Genomic DNA, 24,204 nt, shown 5'->3' on the forward strand with positions numbered 1-24,204 from the left:
TTGAGATGATACGAGTAGCGATAACGCAAACATCCGAAGGAAGAATTCAGTCCTTCACAATGGATGGACACGCAAACTTTGCCGAACATGGTCAAGATATCGTATGTGCTGGTGCATCGGCTGTGGCTTTTGGATCTGTTAACGCGATTCTCGCATTAACAGGGATAGAACCAGTAATTGAGCAATCCCCAGATGGTGGATTTTTGTGTTTTCAACTTCCTGAAACCCTTTCAGAAAAAGAAGACGAGCAAGTTCAATTGTTATTAAAAGGCATGGTTGTATCATTGGAAACGATTGAACGAGATTATAAGAAATACATGAAATTAACCTTCAAACAATAGGAGGTGGAACATATGCTAAGATTAGATCTTCAGTTTTTTGCGTCTAAAAAGGGAGTAGGTTCAACAAAGAACGGTCGTGACTCTATCTCTAAACGCTTAGGTGCTAAGCGTGCAGACGGTCAATTAGTGACAGGTGGTTCAATTCTTTACCGTCAACGCGGTACAAAAATTTACCCTGGTACAAACGTTGGTCGTGGTGGAGACGATACTCTTTTTGCAAAAATCGACGGCGTCGTGAAATTCGAACGTCTTGGTCGTGACAAAAAACAAGTAAGCGTATATCCAGTAGCGAAAGAAGCTTAATTTTCTTAAGACGAACTCTAACCGGTAACGGTTAGAGTTTTCTTATTTATATAGAGAGGGAACTAGACCAATGGCACGCTTAAAGGTGAGAAGCATCTTCCTCAAGAAAGTCCTTCATAAACGCATGTCGTTTCATTTTCTGCTATACTAATGACAAAGAGATTAGGTATAGGAGTGCAATAATGATACAAAATTGGACGGTAGAAGAAACATTAAGACATGCTAGGCATGATTTTATGAATCAACTGCAACTTGTGAAAGGGAACCTTGATTTAGATCGGGTGAATACAGCCAAAAAAATAATTGATAATATCGTGTTGGAAGCTCAAAAACAATCTCATCTTTCAGCTCTGAAGTCACCACAGTTTACTCAGTGGCTCTTAACTTATAACTGGGCTAGCCATGCCATTCAACTTGAATATGAATTGTTAGAATTAGAGATGTCTACTTTGATCAAAGTGGACGATTACTTCCCTTGGTTTAGCTCTTTCTTTCAACAATTAGAGGAGAACGTAGAGCTATTAGGAGAAAATCATGCAGATTTAGATATTTCACTAGAAAAAGAAGAATGTCGGTTCATTTTGGATTTTCAAGGAATAATAAAAGATAAGAATAAAATGAGTGATTGGCTAAAACAAAATACAGGTGGGAAAGGTGTTCAACTACTTGTGGACACCTTCACGACTCATGAAATTCTGTTGCGATTCATCGTGAAGTCATCATAAACTACCACGTTTGTTTTTAACACTCACTCTAGGAGGTAACATATGTTTGTCGATCAAGTCAAGATATATACAAAAGGCGGAGACGGCGGTAACGGGATGGTCGCGTTTCGTCGGGAAAAATACGTTCCAAAGGGTGGACCAGCCGGAGGTGACGGTGGAAAAGGAGCGGATGTCATTTTCCAAGTAGACGAAGGCCTGCGGACCCTGATTGATTTCCGGTATCAACGACATTTTAAGGCGACTCGTGGAGAGCATGGAATGTCAAAAGGGCAGCACGGAAAAAATTCTGAACCTATGGTTGTTAAGGTCCCACCTGGTACGATTGTAAAAGACGATGACACAGGAGAAACAATTGCTGATTTGGTTCAACATGGACAAAAGGCAATCATTGTTAAAGGAGGGAGAGGCGGACGAGGAAATTGTCGTTTTGCCACTGCAGCTAATCCTGCTCCTGAGCTTTCTGAAAAAGGAGAGCCAGGTCAAGAACGAAATATTATCATGGAACTGAAGTTGTTGGCCGATGTTGGGTTAGTTGGGTTCCCAAGTGTTGGGAAATCAACCTTATTATCGGTTGTATCTTCAGCAACACCGAAAATAGCAGCCTATCATTTCACGACGATTTCCCCAAATTTGGGCATGGTTGAAACCTCAGATAGTCGAAGTTTCGTAATGGCAGATCTTCCAGGGCTAATAGAAGGTGCTTCCCAAGGCGTTGGACTTGGACACCAATTCTTACGGCATGTTGAACGAACTAGAGTTATCGTTCACGTGATTGATATGTCTGGGGTAGAGGAGAGAGATCCTTACGAAGATTATTTGACGATTAATGAAGAGCTGAAGGAGTACAATCTTCGTCTGACAGAACGTCCACAGATTATTGTGGCAAGTAAGATGGAGCTACCTGATTCAGAGGAAAATTTAGCGAAATTTAAAGAAAAATTGCAAAATGAACATCCGGTGTTTCCCATCTCTGCGGTAACTCGACAAGGGTTAAAAGAATTGTTGTTTGCTATTGCAGATTTAATTGAAACAACACCAGAGTTTCCATTGCTTGAGGAAGAAAAAGAAGAAATTAACCGGGTTCTCTATAAGCACGACAAAACCAGTGAAAACTTCCTTATTTCTCGAGACCCAGATGGAAGCTTTGTGTTAAGTGGGTATACTGTGGAACGTGTGTTTAAAATGACTGATTTCTCCCGCGAAGAATCTGTACGTAGATTTGCGAGACAGCTTCGAACATTGGGTGTTGATGAAGCACTCAGAGAGAAAGGTGCAGTTGATGGAGATATAGTAAAATTGTTAGAGTTTGAATTTGAGTTCATAGAATAAGAATTGGTAGTTGGTGGGGGAAGTCATGGAGAGAAAAAAGATAGATGGGAAATATTATCTTGTACGAGAGGATGTATTACCAGAGGCTATGAAGAAGACACTTGAAGCGAAGGAATTAATTGATCGAGGAAAAGCTACTTCGGTATGGGATGCTGTAAACAAGGTTGACCTTAGTCGAAGTGCGTTTTATAAATATCGAGATACTGTTTTTCCTTTTCATCGTGTAGTCAAAGAGAAACTCATTACCTTATTTTTTCATTTAGAAGATCGCTCAGGAGCGTTGTCGCACCTATTGAGTGAGTTGGCGATTTATCAATGCAACGTCTTAACGATTCACCAAGCTATTCCGCTCCAAGGCAGAGCGAGTGTAACGGTGTCGTTAAATGTGATGGGTATGACCATTGGGCTAGAGGAGCTTCTGTCTAAGTTAGGTCGTTTAGAATTTGTCGAACAAGTTGAAGTGTTAGGGTCAGGAGCATAGGAATGAAAAAGATAAAGCTAGGGTATTTAGGACCACAAGGATCTTTTACGAATATGGCAGCTCTTCACGTATTTGAAAAAAATTCGTTAATAGATTATGTTACCATTCCTGATTGTTTTGATGCTTTGATGAATAAAGAAGTTGATTACTCAATAGTTCCTCTAGAAAATACGCTAGAGGGTTCTGTTTCACTCACTATTGATAGCTTATTTCGCTCTAATGATTTGAAAGTGGTAGCTGAAGTGGTTTTACCCATCAATCAACATTTGTTGATGCACCCAAACCAAGTTCATTCCGAAAAAATCGAAAAAATTCTATCTCACTCTCATGCCCTTGCACAATGTCATCATTTTTTACATCAGAATGTAAAAGGAGCCTCATTGCTGCCAACGACCTCTACTTCTGCAGCAGCGGAATGGGTAAGTCAAAACCCAACTAGTTCTTCGGCTGCAATTGGCACTGACCTTGCAGCAAAACTGTATGGTCTTGAGGTTGTGAAGCGAAATATTCATGATTCTGAAAACAACCATACACGCTTTCTGATCATTACACTAGAAAAAAGTGTACCAAAACTCACACTGACACCGACAAAAGTGAAATCGACCATTATGGTTACCTTGCCAACAGATCGTGCTGGAGCACTACATCAAGTACTTTCAGCGTTTTCATGGCGACAATTGAATCTGAGTAAAATTGAGTCCCGACCTCTCAAAACACGATTAGGCGATTATTTCTTTATTATTGATATTGAGGAAGAAGTTGAAAATGTATTGGTACAAGGGGCTCTCCAAGAAATTGAAGCTGTTGGTTGTAAAGTGAAAGTAGTTGGAAGTTACAGTTCGTATTTTATCTTATAAAAGAAACCGTATGATAGCGTTAGTCGCTTCATACGGTTTTTTTATACAAGTGTACAATAGTTTTTGAGTCTAGCACTAGGTGCGTAACCCTTTTCTTGTAGGGTTTTTATGATTGAACTAAAAATCCATGTAATCGGAGAGTTTCTTCAGCATGAAGAAGGGTTTCGTCACTATCAGCAACGAGCGTATGAAGATGCACGCCATCAGTCAATTCAGATAAAAAGGAAGCTTTTGTTTCTCTTACTTTTTTCATAAATTCCTTCACATCATTTCGAGTGGCTACTCGGATAGAGGCGGTAAGGTCCCCGTAGACGGGGTGCTCTATTTTGACATCTTGAACCAACACACCTATATCGACAAGAAGATTTAATTCTTCTTCGGTCCGATCAGGAGAATGGAGGCATGCAACTGTTTTTTCGACCGTTTTTTCTTTGCGCTTTGGAAGAAATAAATAGCCTTGACTCGTGGCAATTATGGGTTCATTACGCGCTTTTAAAAGTGTAATGTCACTCACAATCACTTGCCGGCTAACATTCATCGATTTGGCCAATTCACTTCCTGTGACAGGGCGTTGAACGTTTTTAAGTTTCGTTAAAATGAGTTGTCTCCGTTCTTCTCCTAATATTTTTTTTCCAGACAAACTCGATTCCTCCTTTAAGATCACTAGTGATACATAGTAGTTTAACGGTTTTGTAAATGCTGAGCATCATCAACAATTTCTTTGAGGGTATGAGCAAGCTCAATTACATCTTCATCAGACGTAAAGTGACTAAATGAAATGCGTATAAATTCTTTGGCCTGTTCATCTGAAATACCCATGGCCTTAATGGTTTTAGAGGAGTCCTGTTGACCGATGGAGCATGCGCTTCCTGTAGATATGCCAAAGCCTTTTCGGTTGGCCTCCAACATGACCCATTGCCCTTGGAGGCCACAGAGACCAAGTCCGACAACATGAGGGAGTTGCCTGCTTGGATTGCTATGTTGATATAATCTTATCTTTAGGTTTTGTTTCCTTAATTCTGTTAAAAATAATTGGCGAATAGCTTTAATTCTGTCTTGTTCTATTTGCATCATTTTTTCACCTGCAACGGTAAAGGCTGCGATGCTTGGCAAATCTACGGTTCCTCCACGAAGACCACCTTCGTGAGTTTGACCTGGGAAAAGGGGTGTTGGGTGACGAAGAGGGTTTATATAAAGTAAACCGACACCTTTAGGTCCATAAATTTTATGAGACGAAATGCTAAAACTATCCACATATTGAAGTGAAGCACTCATTTTACCAAATGATTGAACAGCGTCACAATGAAGAAGAATTTTTTTCTTTTGAACTAATTCTGCAATAGCTTCAATGGGTTGTAAACTGCCAATCTCACCATTTGCGATTTGTACTGAAAGGAGAATCGTGTCTTCACGAATGTTCTCTTTTAATGTGGTCAGCGATAGTTGTCCATTTTGATCTAAAGGAAGTTTTGTTACTTGAAAACCTCGGTTTTCTAAGTACTCGAAAGCAGAATGAATCGAGTTATGTTCCCCCATTGTTGTGATAATGTGGTTACCGAGTTTTTTTTGACTGAGTGCAAGGGAAATAATACCAATTAAATTACTTTCTGTGCCACCTGAGGTAAAGTGAATCCCTTCAGAAGGGATGTTCAATCGAGTTGCCCATTCTTGGCGACATGTTTCTAATAATTGCTTTGCTTTACTGCCTTCATCATGTAGGCTACTTGTGTTCCCAAAATAGTTCTTAGCGACTTGGGTATAGGCCTGTAGAGCATCCGAGTCGATGGGAGTTGTAGCAGCAAAATCGAAATATTTCATGGAGAGAACCCTCCTTCTAATTTTCAGAATACTAGTTTACCATAAAAAATACTTGTTTTTAGTTTAATTATGTGTAAATATATGTGTCAAGACACCTGTAAAAACAGGGAGGAAAAATCGTCATGCGTAAAGCAGATGTTATTATCATTGGAAGCGGTATTGCTTCCTTGCAATTGGCAAAATCACTCAATCATGAGTTTCATGTGATTATTATCACAAAGTCTAATAAGGAAAGTAGTAATTCGTCGATGGCACAAGGGGGAATTGCCGCTGCTTTATCCCCGAATGATCATGTGATGAAGCATTACAAAGATACGTTAGCCGCGGGTAGATGGCATCATGATGAAGTCGAGGTTCAGCGTCTAGTAGAGGAAGGTAAGAGCATTGTCCAATCGTTGAATCAACAAAAATTTCCTTTTGATCGAAAAGTTAATGGTGATTTGTCGATGGGGATGGAGGGAGCCCATAGTGCTGAGCGTATTGTGCATAGCGGTGGGGATGCAACCGGAAAATTTTTGATTCAACATTTAGTGAAAACATTGCCAGACAATATAGAAATTATCGAACATGAAGCAGTTATTTCGCTGCTACAAGAAGAAGAGACCAATCGTTGTATTGGTGTATTGACTTGTAATAACGAGCAAGAGCTAGCGGCTTATTACGCTCCTCATATTGTGCTTGCAACTGGCGGGGCTGGCCGATTTTATTCGTTCACTTCCAATCATCATAATAGTACCGGTGATGGATTAGCAATGGCTTATCTTGCGGGAGCCCACCTAACAGACCTTGAATTTTTTCAATTTCATCCTACACTTTTGTTTGTAAGTGGTGAAACAAAAGGACTAGTGTCCGAAGCTGTAAGAGGAGAAGGTGCATTTCTAGTTAATCAATTTGGCCAAAAAATTATGAAGCATCAGCATGTACTTAAAGATTTAGCTCCGAGACATATTGTTGCCCACGAGATATTTAAAGAACGAGCAATAGGAAATGAAGTGTTCCTAGATATTTCTCCAATCGCTAACTTTCAAGAGAAATTCCCCACCATTTCAACATTATGTACTGAGCATGGCGTTTGCCTACAGAAAGGGAAAATACCTGTTGCGCCTGGTTCCCATTTCTTAATGGGAGGTATAATGGTCAACTCGGTCGGGGAGTCATCAATTAAAGGATTATACGCAATCGGTGAAGTAGCTTGTACTGGTGTGCACGGGGCGAATCGACTTGCGAGTAATTCCTTATTAGAAGGATTAGTGTATGGTGAAAGACTTGCAAATTATCTAAATGAACAACAAAAGAAAACTTCCCTCACCTCTTCAATAGAACCGCCATCTCATTCAAAGTTCATGACCATGAATTTTGATTCTGAAGAATTTCGATTGAAGATGATGAAAAATGTTGGAGTCATTCGAGACACGGGTAGCTTAAGAAAGCATTTAGACTGGTTAAATGAACAACAAAAAATGAATCAAGCCATTCACTTGATTGCAGGTCATCGTTTGGAGGGTATTCAAAGATATTTCATGTGGTTGATTGGCAAACTTATGACCGAATCTGCACTTCTTCGAACCGAAAGTCGCGGTGGACATATTCGCAATGATTTTCCCGAAGAGAAAGAATCTTGGTGTCAAAAACGAATTGTCCATTTTATGAAGGACGGAGAAATGAAGGTGACTTTTAATGAACAACTTAAAATTAAAAACCATGCTTGAGCAATTTTTTATTGAAGATATAGGGGAAGGAGACGTTTCTTCACACCCATTATTTCAGCGGACTGATCTGGGAACATTTCATTTTATTGCAAAAGAGGCCGGCATTTTTTGTGGAGTAGATGTTATCGAAACGGGTTTCTCGTTGATTGACTCCAAGATTGAGGTTGAAGTAAAACGTCAAGACGGAGATAAAGTAGATAGAGGCGATGTTCTTGCTGAAATCTCAGGTCCCATGGGTAGTTTACTCCAGGGAGAGCGAGTAGTGCTTAATCTTATCCAACGAATGAGTGGCGTTGCTTCTACGACATATCAAATAGTGGAAGCAGTGAAAGACTCAGGTGTAAGAATTTGTGACACAAGAAAAACAACACCTGGTCTACGAATGATGGAAAAATATGCTGTAACTTGTGGTGGAGGTTATAACCATCGCTTTGGGTTGTACGACTGCGTGATGTTAAAGGATAATCATTTATCTTTCGCAGGCGGAATCACTAATGCTGTTAATATCGTCAAAAACAAGCTAGGACATACAGTGAAAATAGAAGTAGAAATTGAGTCAAAAAAACAAATGCTAGAAGCCATAGAAGCAGGAGTTGATATCATTATGTTTGATAATCGAACGCCTGAAGAGATTGCAGAATGGATTTCTTACGTTCCGAAATATATTGTGACTGAAGCTTCCGGTGGCATCTCTCCGGAGAATGTCAAAGACTACGCCCACACAGGCGTACATTACATCTCTTTAGGGTATCTCACCCACTCCTACAAATCACTAGACATAAGCGCCAAAGTGACAACGAAAAGCGGAAGTGGCTGCCCTGAGACGGCAGGCATCTGTCAGAACGCGTAGTGAATCCTGATTCACGAAGTGGGATGACAAAAGCCCGAGTCTCAAGCCACTGTAGCTGGACAACGAAAAGCGGAAGTGGCTGCCCTGAGACGGCAGGCATCTGTCAGAACGCGTAGTGAATCCTGATTCACGAAGTGGGGTGACAAAAGCCCGAGTCTCAGGTCAGCAGCGACGGTCAAATGTTGGTACACGTAGAAGGTTCTGACCTTCGAAGTGGAGCATTATTTGAGCCATAGCTGCTACCCGCTACAGAAATACTAAATTGAGAGATGACTAAATAAGCAATCGCAAAACTTCTAAACAAATATCCTGTAGGCATATTTCAGGAAAGGGTTTCGAATTCATAAAGGATCACCGTCAATAAATCGACGAAGCTAGATCAATGGGGGCATGGGAAAATGAGTGTACTACAAATGTTACAAGAACAACAAAATGTTGGTTTGCCTAAAAAATACCACAATCTTTCTGTTGAAGAAATGGAACAGAGAGTGAAAAATATCAAAGCTGATCTTGGCGAAAAGCTATTTATACCTGGACATCATTATCAAAAAGACGAAGTTATTCAGTTTTCAGATGCAGCGGGGGATTCTTTGCAATTAGCTCAAGTCTCTGCACAAAACACAAAGGCCGAGTATATTGTTTTTTGTGGTGTGCATTTTATGGCCGAAACAGCGGATATATTAACAACTAAAAAGCAAAAAGTAATTTTGCCTGATATGCGGGCTGGCTGCTCGATGGCTGATATGGCCAATATTCACCAAACAGAGAAAGCCTGGACAGAGTTACAACATCAATTTGGTGATACGATCATTCCGCTCACTTATGTCAACTCAACCGCGGCAATTAAAGCATTTGTAGGTGAAAATGGAGGAGCTACTGTTACTTCCTCAAACGCTCATGCGATGGTAAAATGGGCTCTTAAGGAAAAGGAACGCATATTATTTTTACCTGATCAACATTTAGGGAGAAATACAGCTTATGATCTTGGAATTCCTTTAGACAAGATGGCCGTTTGGGATCCGATTCAAAATGAATTAGTTTTTGATGGAAACCCAGAAGAGATAGTTGTGATTCTTTGGAAAGGTCATTGCTCCGTTCATGAGAATTTCACTGTTCAAAATGTTGGAGATATAAGGAAAAATCATCCGAACATGAAAATAATTGTCCATCCAGAGTGTAGTCGTGAAGTGGTGAGTCTTGCTGACGAAAATGGTTCAACCAAATATATAATTGAAAGCATAGAGAATGCAAAGCCTGGAAGTGCTTGGGCAATTGGGACTGAAATGAACTTGGTGAATCGTTTAATTAGCAATCATCCTGATCAACATATTGTCTCACTAAACCCCTATATGTGTCCTTGTCTTACTATGAATCGGATTGATCTTCCTCATCTGCTATGGGCGCTTGAGAGCATTGTAGCTGACGAGCCAATTAATATTATTTCTGTTGATCCAGAAATAGCGAAATTTGCCAATGCTGCCCTAGACCGAATGCTAGCAAGGGCGTAGTCCTAAAATGAAGTTGTCTTCCCAATGATGGGAAGGCATATTTTTTTTTCTTTAGTCATAAGTTTTTGTGTAGATTAATCGCACTTTGCCTATTTACACATAGGATATATAGACATATGCCTGAGGAGGGAAAAAGAGTGAAAATCCATATTGTACAAAAAGGGGACACTCTTTGGAAAATCGCCAAAAAATATGGTGTGGATTTCGAAGAGGTTAAGAAGATGAACGCACAACTATCTAACCCTGATATGATTATGCCTGGAATGAAAATTAAAGTGCCAACCATGGGCGGAAGCCTAAAGAAAGAAACACAGGTGAATTACGGTATGAAAGAGATGCCTATAGCAACTCATCCATATACAGAAGCTAAACCAATCAAAGAAGTACCGAAAATGCAACCTGTGAAAGAAGCACCAAAAATGCCGATAAAAGAGGCGCCTGTAAAAAAATATGCGCCTAAGATGCCGATGCCGGTCATCCCAGAAATTGATATTAACAATTACTATACGATGAATATGGCTAATATGCAGGTCCAACAACAAGCACCTGTATTGCCGAAAAAGCCAACAAATGTTCTTCCAGCGGTTGAAAAAGAAAAACCGGTTGTTGAAGAAAGTCCTGAAAGTGTTGAAATGCCTATTCAACAACAGCCCTATGAACATTGCTACCCGGTATCACCAATAATGCCAGGTGCAGGCTATTGCCCACCACATGGGGGACATCCACCTCATCAAATGCCATATGGAGGATATGGAATGCCAATGCAACAAGGATACCCGATGCAACATGGAATGCCAGGAGTAGAGAATGCGCAAATGATGGGCTATGAGGATGAATCCTCTCCCTATATGCAAGGCTACCCAGGAATGATGCCTGAACACGGGTCACCGCAGCAAGTAGCCGGAGTGCAAAATGAAATGGATTCACCAATGGGAATGCCGATGTACCAAGGGTATCCAATGGGTAATCAAAACGGTGTACCTGAATCGCCAATAATGCCTGAAACAGGATATGGTACCCAGGAAATGCCGATGCAGCAAGGACACCCAATGCAGCAAGGGCACCCGATGTATCAAGGACACCCAATGCAGCAAGGACACCCAATGCAGCAAGGGCACCCGATGTATCAAGGACACCCAATGCAGCAAGGACACCCAATGCAGCAAGGATACCCGATGTATCAAGGATACCCGATGTATCAAGGACACCCAATGCAGCAAGGATACCCGATGCACCAAGGAATGGGCATGGAAAGCATGGACGAAATGCATCCACAACAAGTGGCGGGTGCTCAAGATATGACAGGCACTCCACCAATGGGGATGCCGCACCAAGGATATCCTATGCCAATGCAGCAAGGACATGGCATGCCACCACAACACCCTATGGGTCAACCACAAGGCTATCCCACTCCTCCAATAATGCCAGGAGCTGGATATGAAGGTTATCCTATGTCGAAAGGAATGGGGCCTGCTGGTGAAAGTCCTGGAGCGCAGGGGATGCCGATGAATCATGGGATGGGAGGCTATGGAATGCCTTCCAATGTTGCTGGGGTAATGGACCAACCTGGAATGGAGGAAGATTGTGGTTGCGGACCAAGATTCAATGGCTATATGCCAGAAGGTGTAAGCCCCGCTCCATATATGGGTCCCCAATATTATAACGGTCCGCCAAGCTTGTATGCACCAGGACCATTTGCAATGCCACAGCCCTATGACGATGATTTCGAAGGGTAATTGGCAAGGGGACGATTTTGATAATCGTCTCCTTTTGTTTATTAAAAAAGAATTAGGTACACAAGATGTCACAATATCGAAGTTGAAAAATGGAAAATGGTTGATGGAAATCGACGAAAATAAATGGTTTGTCAAAGAATATAGATCGGAGGAACACCTTCTTACACAGTTGCTATTAACCAACAAATTAGATGAGGATGAATTTCCTTTCGTTGTAAAATTTCATCCACTTCATTTCGAAAAAACATTGCTTTTTGAGGGTAATTATTTTGCCTTGTACCATTGGCTAGAGTCCACCCCTTTTTACTACCATCAATACAAAGACAGAGAAAAAGCACTAGAAGTGTTATCTGTGTTTCACGAAAATACATCCTCTTATATTGACGAACTTCACACGTACCTTCCATCGTATGATTTACTTGGGAAATGGATTAGAAGGCAAAGAGAATTTACTGAGAACTTGCCATTTTTTTCGTTGTTTATTCCCGAGCATATGTTATCTTCCTTTACTTATTGGGGAACTTATTCTCTTCAGAACCTAGAGGAATCGAAAAGACAATGGGAAAATCGGCAAGAATGTATTGTCCATGGCGATGTGGCACACCATAATTTTATTAAAAGTAAGGAGGAGAATTGTTACTTAATTGATTTTGATTTAATTGCAACCGCACCAAAAATGGTGGATGATTTACAATTATCGAATCGGTTTTTGCAAGCAATGGAATGGAAAGTAGAGTCCCTATGGCAGCATAAATCCTTAACAAGCTATCAGACCGATTTGCCATTTTTATATGGACTTATATATCCAACCGATGTTTACCGCGAATGGAATCGCTTTCGTAAAGCTAGTCACGAAAATCAAAGAAGAGTTTGGCCCTACCTCTACCGGATGACGTTTCAGTATTATCATAATCGAATGCGTGGCGTGCAGATTATTGAAGAAATGATTAGGACATTGGAAGAGAAAGGGAAATGAAAAGTCAGATTTATCCTCGTATTTTTAAGGATTCTTCTCTAACACTAAGTGTGAGCGATTCTTGCTCAAATGATTGGAGGAGAAGGTATATGAGAAAATCACCATGGGTTTCTCTTCATTTTTTTCTTTCAACTTTGGTTCTTACAGGTTGTCAAGCTGCAGAACAGGCGGATCAAAGTCCAATTCCATATGAACCAGGAGGCATCTATTCCAATGTAGGACACGGGGGAGATACAAATGACCGAAGTGACGGTCCTGTTACTGAACTGTACGATCATTCCGTTGGCAAAGAAGGGCAAGCCATTCGAGAATACAAACGTCAATACTTGCAAGTAAAAGATGAAAATGGTAATCCGATGGACCCCAAAACCCCTTTAGCGGAAGAAGATAGAAGCTTTTTCGCTCGAGATACGGATTCTTATCCTAAAGAGCCAAATTACCATGGTTTTTGGGATCCTATTTCCAGTAAAGCGAAAAATTCTTACTATACTGGCTATCATGGGAAACTTGTAGAAAAGATTAGTGCAGCGGCTACAGCAGTGGAGAATGTAGAAGAGTGCAGAGCGGTTGTGGACGGAGGCTACGTTGTCATCGGACTGGACCTCAGAAAAATTGATCCCAAAAGCCAAAGAGAAACAAGGGTAAAGGTAGAAGAGGCTGTCAAGCCGTATGTGAAAAATAAAATATACTATATTGACACCAATTTAGGGAACTTTGCACGAATAAAAGTAATTGATAATGATCTACGAGGCGGAGGTCCAAAATCATCACTCGCAAAAGACGTTAAGCATTTAATTAATAGTTATCACTAAAACAGGGAGAACTTCTCTCTGTTTTTTTGTGGTTTTACTGCTTGATTCTCGGAGGACTAAAAAATATCCTGATAACTTTTTTTGGTTTTGAACCTCAATACGAAAAACAACAATATTTGCGCAAACAGCTTTAGAAGAAATGTCAGTACCTGAGTAGGTCGAGATGAAAATTCAGGTAGCATCAAATGTCAACTCACCGCGGATATCAGGACCCTCTCCGTTTAGCGGCATTAGGTACCGCTGCTGAACACCTACTTCCGCATTTCATTGTCGTTTTTTGTTTGTGGGATATTGTTGTTAATTTTTGGACAGAATAGAACTGAAGTAAATAGTATGTTGCAGGGGTGGTCAGGATGACAATTGCTTTTCGAGCTGTGTTTATGATTCTAGTCGTTGTTGGAACCATTTTTTTCGCCTTTTATCAGTCTGCTTTTGAAGCGAAAGAATCTGAAACAAATATTGAGGAATATGAAGCTGTTGAGGTTTCAGCTCATACAGTAACAGTCATTCTTGAGAGAATGTACTTAGATGGTGAAACTAGCAAAGAGGTATTAACTGAAACGATTTGGTCTATGGAAGACTTTTGGTCACAATATACAGGCTGGGATTTAGTGGAAATGAATGAAAGCACAGTGGTTTTTCAACAAGAACTTGACGATATCTCTCCTTTGTTAAAAAGCAATGGGTACTTTGGGATTTCTAAAGAGGGGACACTTACCATCTTCAATGGGAAGCCTAAACAAGCTAAGGTGATTCAATCATTTTTTCAAATTGATGTTGAGAAATTAGAAAGCAAAACACAAGAGGAACTCGCGAAGGGGATTCCTATAGACTCGAAAGAAAAGTATGTGGAAGTACTAGATAGCTTTCAAACATTCAAAAAAACCCAATAACAAAGGGAGAAGTCAATAAATTGGTTGACTTCATAAATTAAATCAAAAAAGCAGCCAAGCAGGATGGTTGCTTTTTATTTTGTCCTTTTTCTGATAAAATAAGAACAAACGTTTCGCCATTTTGGTAATGTGTGTTCTATTTGTAAAAGTGAAAAAAGATGATATGATACTATTTGTTAACCGTAAGGAGAGAAGTTCATTGTATGAATATATAAAGGGGACTGTCCACTTTGTTGGGCCGGAATATGTGGTTATTGAAAATGGTGAAATTGGGTATAAAATGTATACTCCAAATCCTTTTTCTTTTTCGCCACATCAAAATCAGTCCGTTCAAGTCTATACATATCAGCATGTTCGTGAAGATGTGCTTGCATTATATGGATTTTTATCAAGAGAAGAAAAACTCCTCTTTATGAAGCTATTAAATGTTTCAGGCATAGGACCAAAAGGAGCTTTAGCTATTTTGGCTTCTGGTGAAGTTTCATCGGTCATAACCGCCATTGAAAATGAGAATGAATCCTTCCTTGTTAAATTTCCTGGAGTAGGGAAAAAGACGGCAAGGCAGATGATTCTAGACTTAAAAGGCAAGTTGCAAGATGTTGTACCTGATTTCTTTCCAAATTTATTTCAACCAGAATTGGAAGACAACAGTTCTATGAGAGTTGACTTGGAAGAAGCTATTTTAGCTTTAAAAGCACTCGGATATTCGGAAAGAGAGCTAAAAAGGATTGAACCCAAATTGGGGAAAGAATCCCTTAACACAAACGGTTATATTAAAAAAGGCTTGCAGCTTCTATTAGGGCAATAAGCAATAAGGAAAGTCTTTGTGAATAATGTTAAAAAAGATTGATTTCAGGGCGTTTTTTCTCAATCTATGAACGAAATCATGGCTCAAATAGAGATATTATTGACTATTAAGATTACTAGCAATAATGAAAATCGCTTTCTTTTTACATATTGCTTGTAAGATAACATACTCCATCATTACTTTTGGCGGAAAGAGGAAGGAGGAAAGCTCCCAATGGATGATCGAATTGTTTCTAATGATGTAGAAGTAGGAGAAGTAAATTTTGAACAGTCACTTCGACCACAAACTTTAAAGCAGTATATCGGTCAAGATAAAGTGAAGAAAAATCTTGAAGTGTTTATTGAGGCAGCTAAACTCCGACAAGAAACACTTGATCATGTACTGCTTTATGGTCCCCCAGGCTTAGGGAAAACGACACTTGCTGCTGTTATTGCTAATGAAATGGAAGTTCAGCTCAGAACAACTTCAGGACCTGCCATCGAAAGACCAGGTGACTTAGCTGCGGTCTTAACAGCTTTAGAACCAGGAGACGTTCTCTTTATTGACGAAATTCACCGTTTGCAGCGCTCCATTGAAGAAATTCTCTACCCCGCAATGGAAGATTTTTGTTTGGATATTGTGATTGGAAAAGGACCCAGTGCCCGTTCTGTTCGACTTGAATTGCCTCCGTTTACTTTAGTAGGAGCTACTACAAGAGCAGGGTCATTATCAGCTCCGCTTCGTGATCGATTCGGAGTTTTAAGCCGACTTGAGTATTACGAGGAAGCTCAGCTACATGACATCGTGGTAAGGACCGCCGATATTTTGAATACGACGATCACCGTTGAAGCGGCAGGAGAGATTGCAAGAAGATCAAGAGGAACACCCCGTATCGCCAATCGCCTACTTCGACGCGTTCGCGATTTTGCTCAAGTAAGAGGTGATGGGACGATTACGACTTCTCTTGCTCAACTGGCCCTGGATTTACTTCAAGTTGATTCTTTGGGATTGGACCATATTGATCATAAACTCCTTCTGGCCATTATTGAGCGTTTTAAAGGGGGACCTGTTGGTCTTGATACCATTGCCGCAAGTATTGGAGAAGAGTCTCATACGATAGAAGATGTGTATGAACCATATTTATTGCAAATAGGGTTTTTACAACGCACTCCTAGGGGAAGAATGGTTACAGATTTAGTTTATCGCCATTTTAACCTGGAGGTGCCTAAACTTGAGTAGTTTGCCAAAAGCACTAATGGCGTTCGGTGCGATAGTATTTATTGTAGGTTTTTTACTGTATTTTACAAAGTTAGGAAGATTGCCAGGGGATATTGTGTTCAAGAGAGAAAATAGTACCTTCTATTTTCCTGTCGTCACGTCTATCCTGGTCAGCATTATCCTATCCATAATTTTTTATGTAGTTGGAAGGTTAAAATAACGAATAAATTCCCCCTGTATCGGTAACTAGCTTTATAATTTAAGTCAGGTTTACGTAGCAGAGGGAAGAAATTAAAGGGTGACGATAGTGAGAGTCGAGGACTTTGATTTTTATTTACCAGAAGAACAGATTGCGCAAGTTCCTTTAGAAAAGCGAACAGAGAGCAAACTAATGGTACTAAACAAAGATGATGGTAGCATGCAACACACTGTTTTTAAGCATATTATTGATTACCTCCAAGAAGGAGATTGTCTCGTCTTAAATGACACGCGGGTATTACCAGCACGTTTATTTGGAGAAAAAGAAGGTACAGGGGCTAATATTGAAGTTCTTCTACTAAAGCAAGAAGAGGAAGATGTGTGGGAAACACTCGTCAAACCAGCGAAACGGATAAAAGAAGGAAGTGTTATTCGTTTTGGTGACGGAAAGCTTACCGCACGGTGTGTAGGAATCAAAGAGCACGGTGGAAGACTGCTTCAATTTTCTTATGAAGGAATCTTTTATGAGATTTTAGAAGAATTAGGTGAAATGCCCCTTCCGCCTTATATTCGCGAAAAGCTTGATGAGCAGGGTCGCTATCAAACGGTATTTGCACGTGAACGTGGTTCTGCTGCCGCTCCAACAGCAGGCCTCCACTTCACAGAAGAGCTGTTAGAAGCGATTCGATTAAAAGGGGTACATATTACTTTTATTACTCTTCATGTCGGTCTAGGTACGTTCAGGCCAGTTTCAGTTGAGAGTATTGAAGAGCATGAAATGCATGCGGAGTTTTATCAAGTTACCGATGGAACTGCTCAACTTTTAAATGAAGTCAAGCAAAATGGTGGCAATATCATTACCGTCGGAACCACTTCTACTCGGACCTTAGAGACGATTGCTTCAAAACATAATGGCCTATTTGCTGCAGAGAGTGGCTGGACAGATATATTTATATTTCCAGGTTACAATTTTAAAGGGATAGATGGAATGATAACGAATTTTCATTTGCCAAAATCTACACTCATAATGCTTGTAAGTGCCTTAGCAGGCCAGGAAAATGTTATGCAAGCTTACTCCCAAGCAGTGAAGAGCGGTTATCGCTTTTTTAGCTTTGGGGATGCCATGTTAGTGCGATAATGCAAAAAGGAGATGAAAGACATGAGTGCAATACGCTATGAATTGATTAAAACATGCAAACAAACTGGTGCCCGACTAGGTCGTGTTCATACACCACACGGATCATTTGAAACACCTGTTTTTATGCCAGTCGGAACACTTGCTACAGTCAAAACTATGTCTCCAGAAGAATTAAAAGCGATGGATGCCGGCATTATTTTGAGTAACACTTATCATTTATGGCTCAGACCAGGTCATGATATTATCAAAGAGGCTGGTGGACTACATAAATTTATGAATTGGGACCGTGCGATTTTAACTGATTCGGGTGGATTCCAAGTTTTTAGTTTAAGTGAGTTCCGTAAGATAGAAGAAGAGGGCGTACATTTTCGTAATCACCTCAATGGGGACAAATTGTTCCTAAGTCCTGAAAAAGCGATGGAAATTCAAAATGACTTAGGCTCCGATATTATGATGGCCTTTGATGAATGTCCTCCGTACCCTGCAGAACGAGACTATATGAAACGTTCTGTAGAACGGACTTCTCGCTGGGCAGAAAGATGCTTAAAAGCTCATCAACGCCCTTCAGATCAAGGGTTATTTGGAATCGTGCAAGGTGGGGAATACGAAGACTTGCGGAAACAAAGTGTTCAAGATCTCGTTTCAATGGATTTTCCTGGATACGCTGTAGGAGGGTTATCTGTTGGTGAACCAAAAGATGTCATGAATCGTGTGTTAGAGTTCACAACACCACATTTGCCATCCCATAAACCACGTTATTTAATGGGTGTGGGATCACCAGACTCATTAATTGATGGATCAATCAGAGGAATCGATATGTTTGACTGTGTGCTTCCGACACGAATTGCTCGTAATGGAACGTTAATGACAAGTGAGGGAAGACTAGTAGTTAAAAATGCAAAATTTGCTCGTGATTTCCGTCCAATTGATGAAAATTGTGATTGTTATACTTGTAAAAACTATAGTCGTGCCTATGTTCGACATTTAATAAAAAGTGATGAAACATTCGGATTACGTTTAACGACTTATCATAATCTTCATTTTCTGTTAAAATTAATGGAGCAAGTCCGACAAGCGATTCGTGAAGATCGCTTAGGTGATTTTAAAGAAGAGTTTTTTGAACGTTACGGGTTCAATCGCCCTGATGCCAAAAACTTCTAATGCTACATGATCAACGAAAGGAGGAGTTCCCTTGGCTACACTAATTAACTTATCACCGATTATTTTAATGTTTGTGTTATTTTATTTCTTACTAATTCGCCCGCAACAAAAGCGACAAAAGACAACAGCACAAATGCAAAATGATCTTCAAAAAGGAGATAAAATTGTCACAATTGGTGGACTACATGGTACTGTCGATGCAATTGACGAAGGCAAAGTGGTAATCTTATGTGGAGATAAAATGCGTCTTACATATGACCGTAATGCAATCCGTGAAGTAGTAGAAAAAAACAAAACAATTTAATAGAAAAAAAGAGGCAGCCATGGCTGTCTCTTTTTTTGGGTAGGCTGTTTTCGCAAAAAATGTGGCTTTTCGAATCAGCTTATCATCTTTGATATAGCTTTGTTTCGGGCATCATTTCGTCTATTTTTGAGGTAAATCAACAGTGAAATGGAAGGTTTAATCAAAAATATGATGAAATAACCACAATATATACGAAAAGAGCCTTTGGGTAAGATAAGAAATATAAATAGTTGGGTGCAAGAGAAGTGTCTTGTTTAACAGGCCATGGGCTTATCTTATGTTGGTCGCCCCTTGCTTTTGATGGAGAAAAAAACTGAATGTTTCTATTCTTGTTTTCCGCCGCTCACATTTACTCCTAATATTCCACCCATCATTGCCGTTACCGTGAAACAGCTGTGGTAAATGATTTGGTCCATTGAAAAAAGCTTGTCATATCCTAAATATTGAAACATAAAAACGGCTAAAGTAAATAGACCTCCTGTTAAGGCTCCAAACAACCAACCTTTTTCTTTCGCCTTACCGCCTGTGATAAATCCGCCAATAAATAAAGTCAAAAAAGATAAAATGGTGATAAAGAGCGAAATAGAATTTTCATCGAGACTGGTAAACCGTAGAATTGTCGCAAAAACAGCCGAAACGATAATCACCACACCTAATATCGTTCCTACTCCGTATAAAACCGCTCCGCTCATTTTCTTAACTTCCATATGCGTATCTCCCCTTTTTTCGTCTAATTCAAATGCAAATGTCGGTAGTACAAGCATATTCTTGAAAAAGAAAAAAAGACTATAAATTTTACTTGGTCAAGCCTCATATAATGATGTGAATGGGGAAAAAAAGGAGAGATCGAGCATGATGGCTTATTTGGTCGGTTTGATTTTTATCTGCACCTACATTTTCTTGATTTCAGAAAAATGGAATCGAGTTCTTGCATCTTTATCTGGTGGGGTAGGGATGCTTCTCATTGGAGCGTATTCTATTGAGAAAGCCTTATTTACATACATTGATTGGAAGACCATTACATTATTGTTTTCTATGATGCTAATTGTTACCGTAACAAGTAAAACAGGCTTTTTTGAATATGTAGCAATTCTTCTTGCTCAACTCGTAGGAGGAAATGGTGTGGCTTTGTTAATTGTCTTTTCACTGCTTTCAGCTGTTGGTTCTGCGTTTTTAGCCAATGTGACAATTGCAATGCTTTTAGTACCTATTTTATTTACACTCATCCGGATTTTGAATCTTCCATCGATGCCATTTCTCATCATGATGATTTTAGCTTGTAATATTGGTGGAGCAGCTACCCTAATTGGTGACCCTCCCAATATGATGATTGGTCAGGCTGTGCCTCACTTTACCTTTAATGCATTTTTAGTAAATCTTGTTCCGGTTGTTAGTGTGATTTTATTGCTTACCATTTCATTTTTGAGTTTTCTTTATCGAAATAACTTATATGTTTCTCCACAAGACCAATTAAAATTAAAAGGATTAAATGCTAAATCTTATATAAAAAAAGAAAATGGATTGATTGTTTCGCTATCGGTTCTGGTAATGGTGCTAGTGGGATTTGGTTTACACCCTATTTTGCATTTAGATGTGACAACCGTGAGCTTAGCAGGAGCAGTCCTCCTTCTAGGACTTCTTGAAAAAAAGTTTAAGCCAGAAGAAGTATTGGAAGAAATTGAATGGGGAACATTATTCTTCTTTATCGGTCTCTTTTTGCTTGTAGGAGGTTTAGAGGAATCCGGTTTCATTGACGAAATAGCGAGAGAAATATTAAGGCTTACAGAAGGAGATATGAAAAAGACAGCTTTTGTAATTTTATGGGGAACTGGCATTCTCTCTGGAGTGATTGATAATATTCCATTTGTCGCTGCAATGATCCCTGTAATAGAGGAATTTCAAGAGTTTGGGATGGTTAATATGGATCCGCTTTGGTGGTCGCTTGCCCTTGGCGCTTGTTTAGGTGGCAACGCTACTCTTTTAGGGTCCTCCTCTAATCTTGTCATCGTCGGACTAGCTGCTAAAGAGAATGTATGGCTTCAATTTAAAGAATATTTAATCGTAGGAGTTCCCGTTACCTTACTTTCGCTAGTCATTTCTACTTTTTATATCTACTTTATGTACATAAAGCCATTTTTTTAGCTTATTAAAGGGGGGAAGAATGAAGCTAAAGGGTGGTTGAATGAATAACCGTAACATCAGTAAGATAAATTGCTGATATGCTGGTCTTTTTTTGGCAATCTTAAGGAACCAAACCAAAGAAAATAATTCCAACATGAGAATCCCAAAGAAGATCCATACTAACGAAAAGGTTAAGGGGAGCTGGTTAAGTGGAGGATGTTGGGGTCATTGTTATTAGAACGTTCTTTTTGTATGCGACCATATTGACTATCTTTAGATTGATGGGAAAGAGAGAAATAGGGGAACTTAGTATATTAGACTTGGTTGTGTTCATTATGATAGCGGAACTTGCCGTTTTAGCAATTGAACAGCCTACCACGCCCCTTGTTCAAGCCTTAATTCCAATGATCCTTCTCTTAGTCATTCAAATTATCACAGCTTGGATTTCATTAAAAAGCAAAAAATTTAGAGAATTGATGGATGGAACTCCAACGGTTATTATTAATCGGGGGAAAATAGATGAACGAGCAATGAGGAAGCAGCGGTATAATTTTGATGACCTTCTTCTTCAGTTGAGGGAAAAGGACATAGATAATGTCGCTGAGGTTGACTTTGCGATTTTGGAGCCTTCCGGAAAACTTTCCGTTTTTCAAAAAAAAGAAGAAGATGAGAAATCGATTACGTTACCGCTTATTTTAGATGGGATCATTCAAGAATCTCATTTAGCGACGATAGAGAGAACCAGCTTTTGGTTAAGAAAAGAATTAAAAGAAAGGGGGTTCACCAATATAAAAGCAATCTCATTTTGCTCTTTTCAAGGAGGCGAATTTTACATAGAAATGAGAGATGAGACATAGATCATCTCTCATTTCTTTATGTGAAAAAGGGACTTAACAAAAGGAATTCTCATAAAATCTTTCTTCGTGATAACACCAAGTAGGGAAAGCAAAGTAACATAAAGAGCGGAGACCAAACTAAGTCCGGTCAGTAACCTTAAAATAAGAGCACTGTTGAGTAAAGCGTGTTCATACCACCACATTCCAAAAAATCCTGTTAAGGTTGTAACCGTGGCAAATTTCAAATAATCTTTCACGTAGAAGCTCATCGGAATAACTTTTAACATCGTCGCAAAATGCAGTAAGGTAACGACCATAAACCCGACAACAATTCCCATTGCAGCACCGTAAATGCCGAAAGAGGGCTGTGAAGCAAGAATGAAAATTAATCCTATCTTGACAACGGCTCCAATTAAACTGTTAATCATAGCAGCCCTAGCTAAGTTTAATGCTTGTAAAACTGCTTGCAAGGGACCTTGATAATAGTAAAAGAGAAAAAAGGGAGCCATAAGCTTAATAAAGGGAGCTGCCTTCGAAGACCCGTACATCATTTCCATAAGCGGAAAGGCGAAAATAAATAATAAGACGACGGCGAGTCCTCCTGTAACTAAAGAAAAGCGAAGGGCCTCTTGCAAGCGATATTCAACTGTCCGTAACTGCTTCAGAGCATAGGCTTCACTAATGGCCGGAACAAGAGAAGTGGATAACGATACAGTCACAAAGGAAGGAAGAAACAAGAGCGGGAGAGCATATCCAGTTAGTGCACCGTATTGTTTCGTTGCGACAATGGCTGTCACTCCGGCTATTGCGAGACTATTCGATACGACTATAGGTTCAAAAAACCATGATAGTGATCCAATCAGGCGACTTCCGGTAGTTGGAATGGCTACTGCCATCAATTCTGACAAAGTCTCTTTCCCTTTTGAGAGAGCTTTGAAAAAATTACGACGAACAGGGAACTTCTTTTTCATCTTGAACATAGTGAACATGTATAAGAGCGATACGAGTTCGCCAAACACAGACGCAACCATGGCTCCTGCAGCAGCGTATTGGATCCCATAAGGAAGAAATGCTTTGGTCATTACTGCAATCAATGCTATTCGGACCACCTGTTCAATCACTTGTGAAATTGCAGCGGGTTTCATGTTTTGTTTTCCTTGGAAATACCCGCGAATGACAGAAGAAATAGCGATAATTGGAATCACTGGTGCAATGGCAACAAGCGGATAGTACGTTCGATCATCAGTAAATAAGACTTCGGATAAAAACGGTGCCAACAAGATGAGCGCAGGCGTGAAGATGAGAGATAATCCGGTTGTAACAGCCAACGAAACGGCTAGAATATTTTTGACTTTCTTTCGATTGCCTTGTGCTTCTGCTTCGGCAACACTTTTAGAGATTGCGACTGGAAGACCAAGCTGTGTAAGGGTAATTACAAGCACTAGGGTAGGGAAGGCCATCATATAGAGACCTACGCCTTCTTCCCCAATCAATCTTGCCACAACGATCCGGTTAATGAATCCGAGTATTCGTGTAATAAGGGCGGCGATCATTAAAATCATCGTTCCTTTTAAAAACTTAGACATGATTTTCCCTGCCTTCTCAAAATTGGTAAATTCATATACAATGAAGTATATGCAGCAGGTTGGACAAAGCATGACAAGTTGTTACCATTTCGCTCGAAGCGAATAAGGAGGGGACGGTATGGATGAGCATCCGTACAATCAATATTTCCATACATTAAAACCTGTGTTAACCAGTAAAACTGAAGAGCTTTTTTTATTAGGATATGGCAAAATAGCAAATGAAAGGCTGTGGAGCTATTTGCTCAAAAAGAAATGGAAATATCCAGAAAGTGACATTCGATTTTCTGCACTTGTAAATGATGTTCTGGCCGTAAAGCCTGGTGAGTTTATGAATTTTCAAACAGTTGATGCATTTCGTTCATCGAATTGGTTTAAAGAAAGCGATAAAGATGATTTACATGCCTTACTTCATGGCGAAAAGACCAAGTAAGAAGTAGAAAACAAATTGACAGTCTATTTTTTCTAATTCATAATGTAAATGTTCGTAAAATTCTGGTTCGCGCAGAGTCCAGGATTT

Annotated in this window: 26 protein-coding genes; 22 read left to right on the forward strand and 4 right to left on the reverse strand. The window is 39.8% G+C overall.

The features are described from left to right. Window positions 1–5 precede the first annotated feature (5 nt). The 6 genes from U8D43_RS01615 (at window position 6) to pheA (ending at window position 4,036) form a co-directional block, all read left to right on the forward strand. Window positions 6–341, forward strand: coding sequence for a ribosomal-processing cysteine protease Prp (locus U8D43_RS01615; protein ID WP_335869210.1), 336 nt, complete (start codon window positions 6–8; stop codon window positions 339–341). Window positions 342–353: 12 nt separating this feature from the next. Further along, entirely contained in the window at window positions 354–644 is a 291-nt protein-coding gene (rpmA, locus tag U8D43_RS01620; protein ID WP_335869211.1) for a 50S ribosomal protein L27, read from the forward strand. Window positions 645–826: 182 nt separating this feature from the next. Further along, window positions 827–1,369: a Spo0B C-terminal domain-containing protein gene (locus U8D43_RS01625; protein WP_335869212.1), complete on the forward strand. Its 543-nt coding sequence runs from the start codon at window positions 827–829 to the stop codon at window positions 1,367–1,369. Window positions 1,370–1,411: 42 nt separating this feature from the next. Continuing rightward, complete coding sequence (gene obgE, locus U8D43_RS01630) at window positions 1,412–2,698, forward strand: GTPase ObgE (protein ID WP_335869213.1); 1,287 nt, start codon at window positions 1,412–1,414, stop codon at window positions 2,696–2,698. A gap of 25 nt (window positions 2,699–2,723) precedes the next feature. Then, a complete protein-coding gene (thrR, locus tag U8D43_RS01635; protein WP_335869214.1) occupies window positions 2,724–3,179 on the forward strand; it encodes a transcriptional regulator ThrR in 456 nt (151 codons plus the stop codon). 11 nt (window positions 3,180–3,190) lie between these two features. Continuing rightward, window positions 3,191–4,036, forward strand: coding sequence for a prephenate dehydratase (gene pheA / locus U8D43_RS01640; protein ID WP_442893541.1), 846 nt, complete (start codon window positions 3,191–3,193; stop codon window positions 4,034–4,036). A 106-nt stretch (window positions 4,037–4,142) separates the two neighbouring features. Here pheA and U8D43_RS01645 read toward each other — a convergent pair whose 3' ends face one another. Both U8D43_RS01645 and U8D43_RS01650 read right to left on the reverse strand, forming a co-directional pair. Next, window positions 4,143–4,676, reverse strand: a complete 534-nt coding sequence (locus tag U8D43_RS01645) for a transcription repressor NadR (protein WP_335869216.1) — start codon at window positions 4,674–4,676, stop codon at window positions 4,143–4,145. 41 nt (window positions 4,677–4,717) lie between these two features. Next, window positions 4,718–5,854, reverse strand: a complete 1,137-nt coding sequence (locus U8D43_RS01650) for an IscS subfamily cysteine desulfurase (RefSeq protein WP_335869217.1) — start codon at window positions 5,852–5,854, stop codon at window positions 4,718–4,720. A 122-nt stretch (window positions 5,855–5,976) separates the two neighbouring features. On the opposite strand from U8D43_RS01650, the gene nadB reads away from it, so the two are divergent. From nadB to yajC, 13 genes are all read left to right on the forward strand, one after another. Continuing rightward, window positions 5,977–7,563, forward strand: coding sequence for an L-aspartate oxidase (gene nadB, locus U8D43_RS01655; protein ID WP_335869218.1), 1,587 nt, complete (start codon window positions 5,977–5,979; stop codon window positions 7,561–7,563). Then, window positions 7,532–8,413, forward strand: a complete 882-nt coding sequence (nadC, locus tag U8D43_RS01660) for a carboxylating nicotinate-nucleotide diphosphorylase (RefSeq protein ID WP_335869219.1) — start codon at window positions 7,532–7,534, stop codon at window positions 8,411–8,413. The genes nadB and nadC overlap by 32 nt, the downstream gene beginning before the upstream one ends. A gap of 398 nt (window positions 8,414–8,811) precedes the next feature. Then, window positions 8,812–9,921 (forward strand): quinolinate synthase NadA, encoded by a 1,110-nt coding sequence (nadA, locus tag U8D43_RS01665; protein WP_335869220.1) that lies wholly within the window; start codon window positions 8,812–8,814, stop codon window positions 9,919–9,921. Between the two features lie 137 nt (window positions 9,922–10,058). After that, on the forward strand, window positions 10,059–11,657 hold the full coding sequence (gene safA / locus U8D43_RS01670; protein ID WP_335869221.1) for a SafA/ExsA family spore coat assembly protein: 1,599 nt from the start codon (window positions 10,059–10,061) through the stop codon (window positions 11,655–11,657). Then, on the forward strand, window positions 11,641–12,633 hold the full coding sequence (locus U8D43_RS01675; protein ID WP_335869222.1) for a phosphotransferase: 993 nt from the start codon (window positions 11,641–11,643) through the stop codon (window positions 12,631–12,633). Before safA ends, U8D43_RS01675 begins: the two co-directional genes overlap by 17 nt. 89 nt (window positions 12,634–12,722) lie before the next feature. Then, window positions 12,723–13,445 carry a YhcN/YlaJ family sporulation lipoprotein gene (locus U8D43_RS01680; RefSeq protein WP_335869223.1) on the forward strand — a complete coding sequence of 241 codons (723 nt, stop codon included), beginning with the start codon at window positions 12,723–12,725 and terminating at the stop codon, window positions 13,443–13,445. Window positions 13,446–13,798: 353 nt separating this feature from the next. After that, window positions 13,799–14,338, forward strand: coding sequence for a BofC C-terminal domain-containing protein (locus U8D43_RS01685; RefSeq protein WP_335869224.1), 540 nt, complete (start codon window positions 13,799–13,801; stop codon window positions 14,336–14,338). Window positions 14,339–14,537: 199 nt separating this feature from the next. Continuing rightward, complete coding sequence (ruvA, locus tag U8D43_RS01690) at window positions 14,538–15,146, forward strand: Holliday junction branch migration protein RuvA (protein WP_335869226.1); 609 nt, start codon at window positions 14,538–14,540, stop codon at window positions 15,144–15,146. Window positions 15,147–15,359: 213 nt separating this feature from the next. After that, window positions 15,360–16,364, forward strand: coding sequence for a Holliday junction branch migration DNA helicase RuvB (gene ruvB / locus U8D43_RS01695; protein WP_335869228.1), 1,005 nt, complete (start codon window positions 15,360–15,362; stop codon window positions 16,362–16,364). Then, the gene (locus tag U8D43_RS01700; protein ID WP_335869229.1) at window positions 16,357–16,563 is read left to right on the forward strand and encodes a DUF2905 domain-containing protein; all 207 of its coding nucleotides are present in this window, start codon (window positions 16,357–16,359) and stop codon (window positions 16,561–16,563) included. Before ruvB ends, U8D43_RS01700 begins: the two co-directional genes overlap by 8 nt. 87 nt (window positions 16,564–16,650) lie before the next feature. Beyond that, window positions 16,651–17,679, forward strand: a complete 1,029-nt coding sequence (gene queA, locus U8D43_RS01705) for a tRNA preQ1(34) S-adenosylmethionine ribosyltransferase-isomerase QueA (RefSeq protein WP_335869230.1) — start codon at window positions 16,651–16,653, stop codon at window positions 17,677–17,679. Between the two features lie 21 nt (window positions 17,680–17,700). Continuing rightward, window positions 17,701–18,840: a tRNA guanosine(34) transglycosylase Tgt gene (gene tgt / locus U8D43_RS01710; RefSeq protein WP_335869232.1), complete on the forward strand. Its 1,140-nt coding sequence runs from the start codon at window positions 17,701–17,703 to the stop codon at window positions 18,838–18,840. Between the two features lie 31 nt (window positions 18,841–18,871). Beyond that, the gene (gene yajC, locus U8D43_RS01715) at window positions 18,872–19,144 is read left to right on the forward strand and encodes a preprotein translocase subunit YajC (RefSeq protein ID WP_335869233.1); all 273 of its coding nucleotides are present in this window, start codon (window positions 18,872–18,874) and stop codon (window positions 19,142–19,144) included. A 323-nt stretch (window positions 19,145–19,467) separates the two neighbouring features. Here the strand turns inward: yajC and U8D43_RS01720 are convergent, their stop codons facing one another. After that, the gene (locus tag U8D43_RS01720; RefSeq protein WP_335869234.1) at window positions 19,468–19,851 is read right to left on the reverse strand and encodes a TIGR04086 family membrane protein; all 384 of its coding nucleotides are present in this window, start codon (window positions 19,849–19,851) and stop codon (window positions 19,468–19,470) included. 145 nt (window positions 19,852–19,996) lie between these two features. Between U8D43_RS01720 and U8D43_RS01725 the strand changes: the two genes are divergently transcribed. Further along, entirely contained in the window at window positions 19,997–21,286 is a 1,290-nt protein-coding gene (locus U8D43_RS01725) for an ArsB/NhaD family transporter (RefSeq protein ID WP_335869235.1), read from the forward strand. Window positions 21,287–21,474: 188 nt separating this feature from the next. Continuing rightward, entirely contained in the window at window positions 21,475–22,122 is a 648-nt protein-coding gene (locus tag U8D43_RS01730) for a DUF421 domain-containing protein (protein ID WP_335869236.1), read from the forward strand. An 8-nt stretch (window positions 22,123–22,130) separates the two neighbouring features. On the opposite strand, the gene spoVB is transcribed toward U8D43_RS01730, so the two are convergent. Further along, complete coding sequence (spoVB, locus tag U8D43_RS01735; RefSeq protein ID WP_335869237.1) at window positions 22,131–23,687, reverse strand: stage V sporulation protein B; 1,557 nt, start codon at window positions 23,685–23,687, stop codon at window positions 22,131–22,133. Window positions 23,688–23,805: 118 nt separating this feature from the next. Between spoVB and U8D43_RS01740 the strand changes: the two genes are divergently transcribed. Beyond that, window positions 23,806–24,117, forward strand: a complete 312-nt coding sequence (locus U8D43_RS01740; protein ID WP_335869238.1) for a post-transcriptional regulator — start codon at window positions 23,806–23,808, stop codon at window positions 24,115–24,117. Window positions 24,118–24,204 lie beyond the last annotated feature (87 nt).

Source organism: Bacillus sp. 2205SS5-2 (assembly GCF_037024155.1).
Classification (GTDB): Bacteria; Bacillota; Bacilli; order Bacillales; family Bacillaceae_K; genus Bacillus_CI.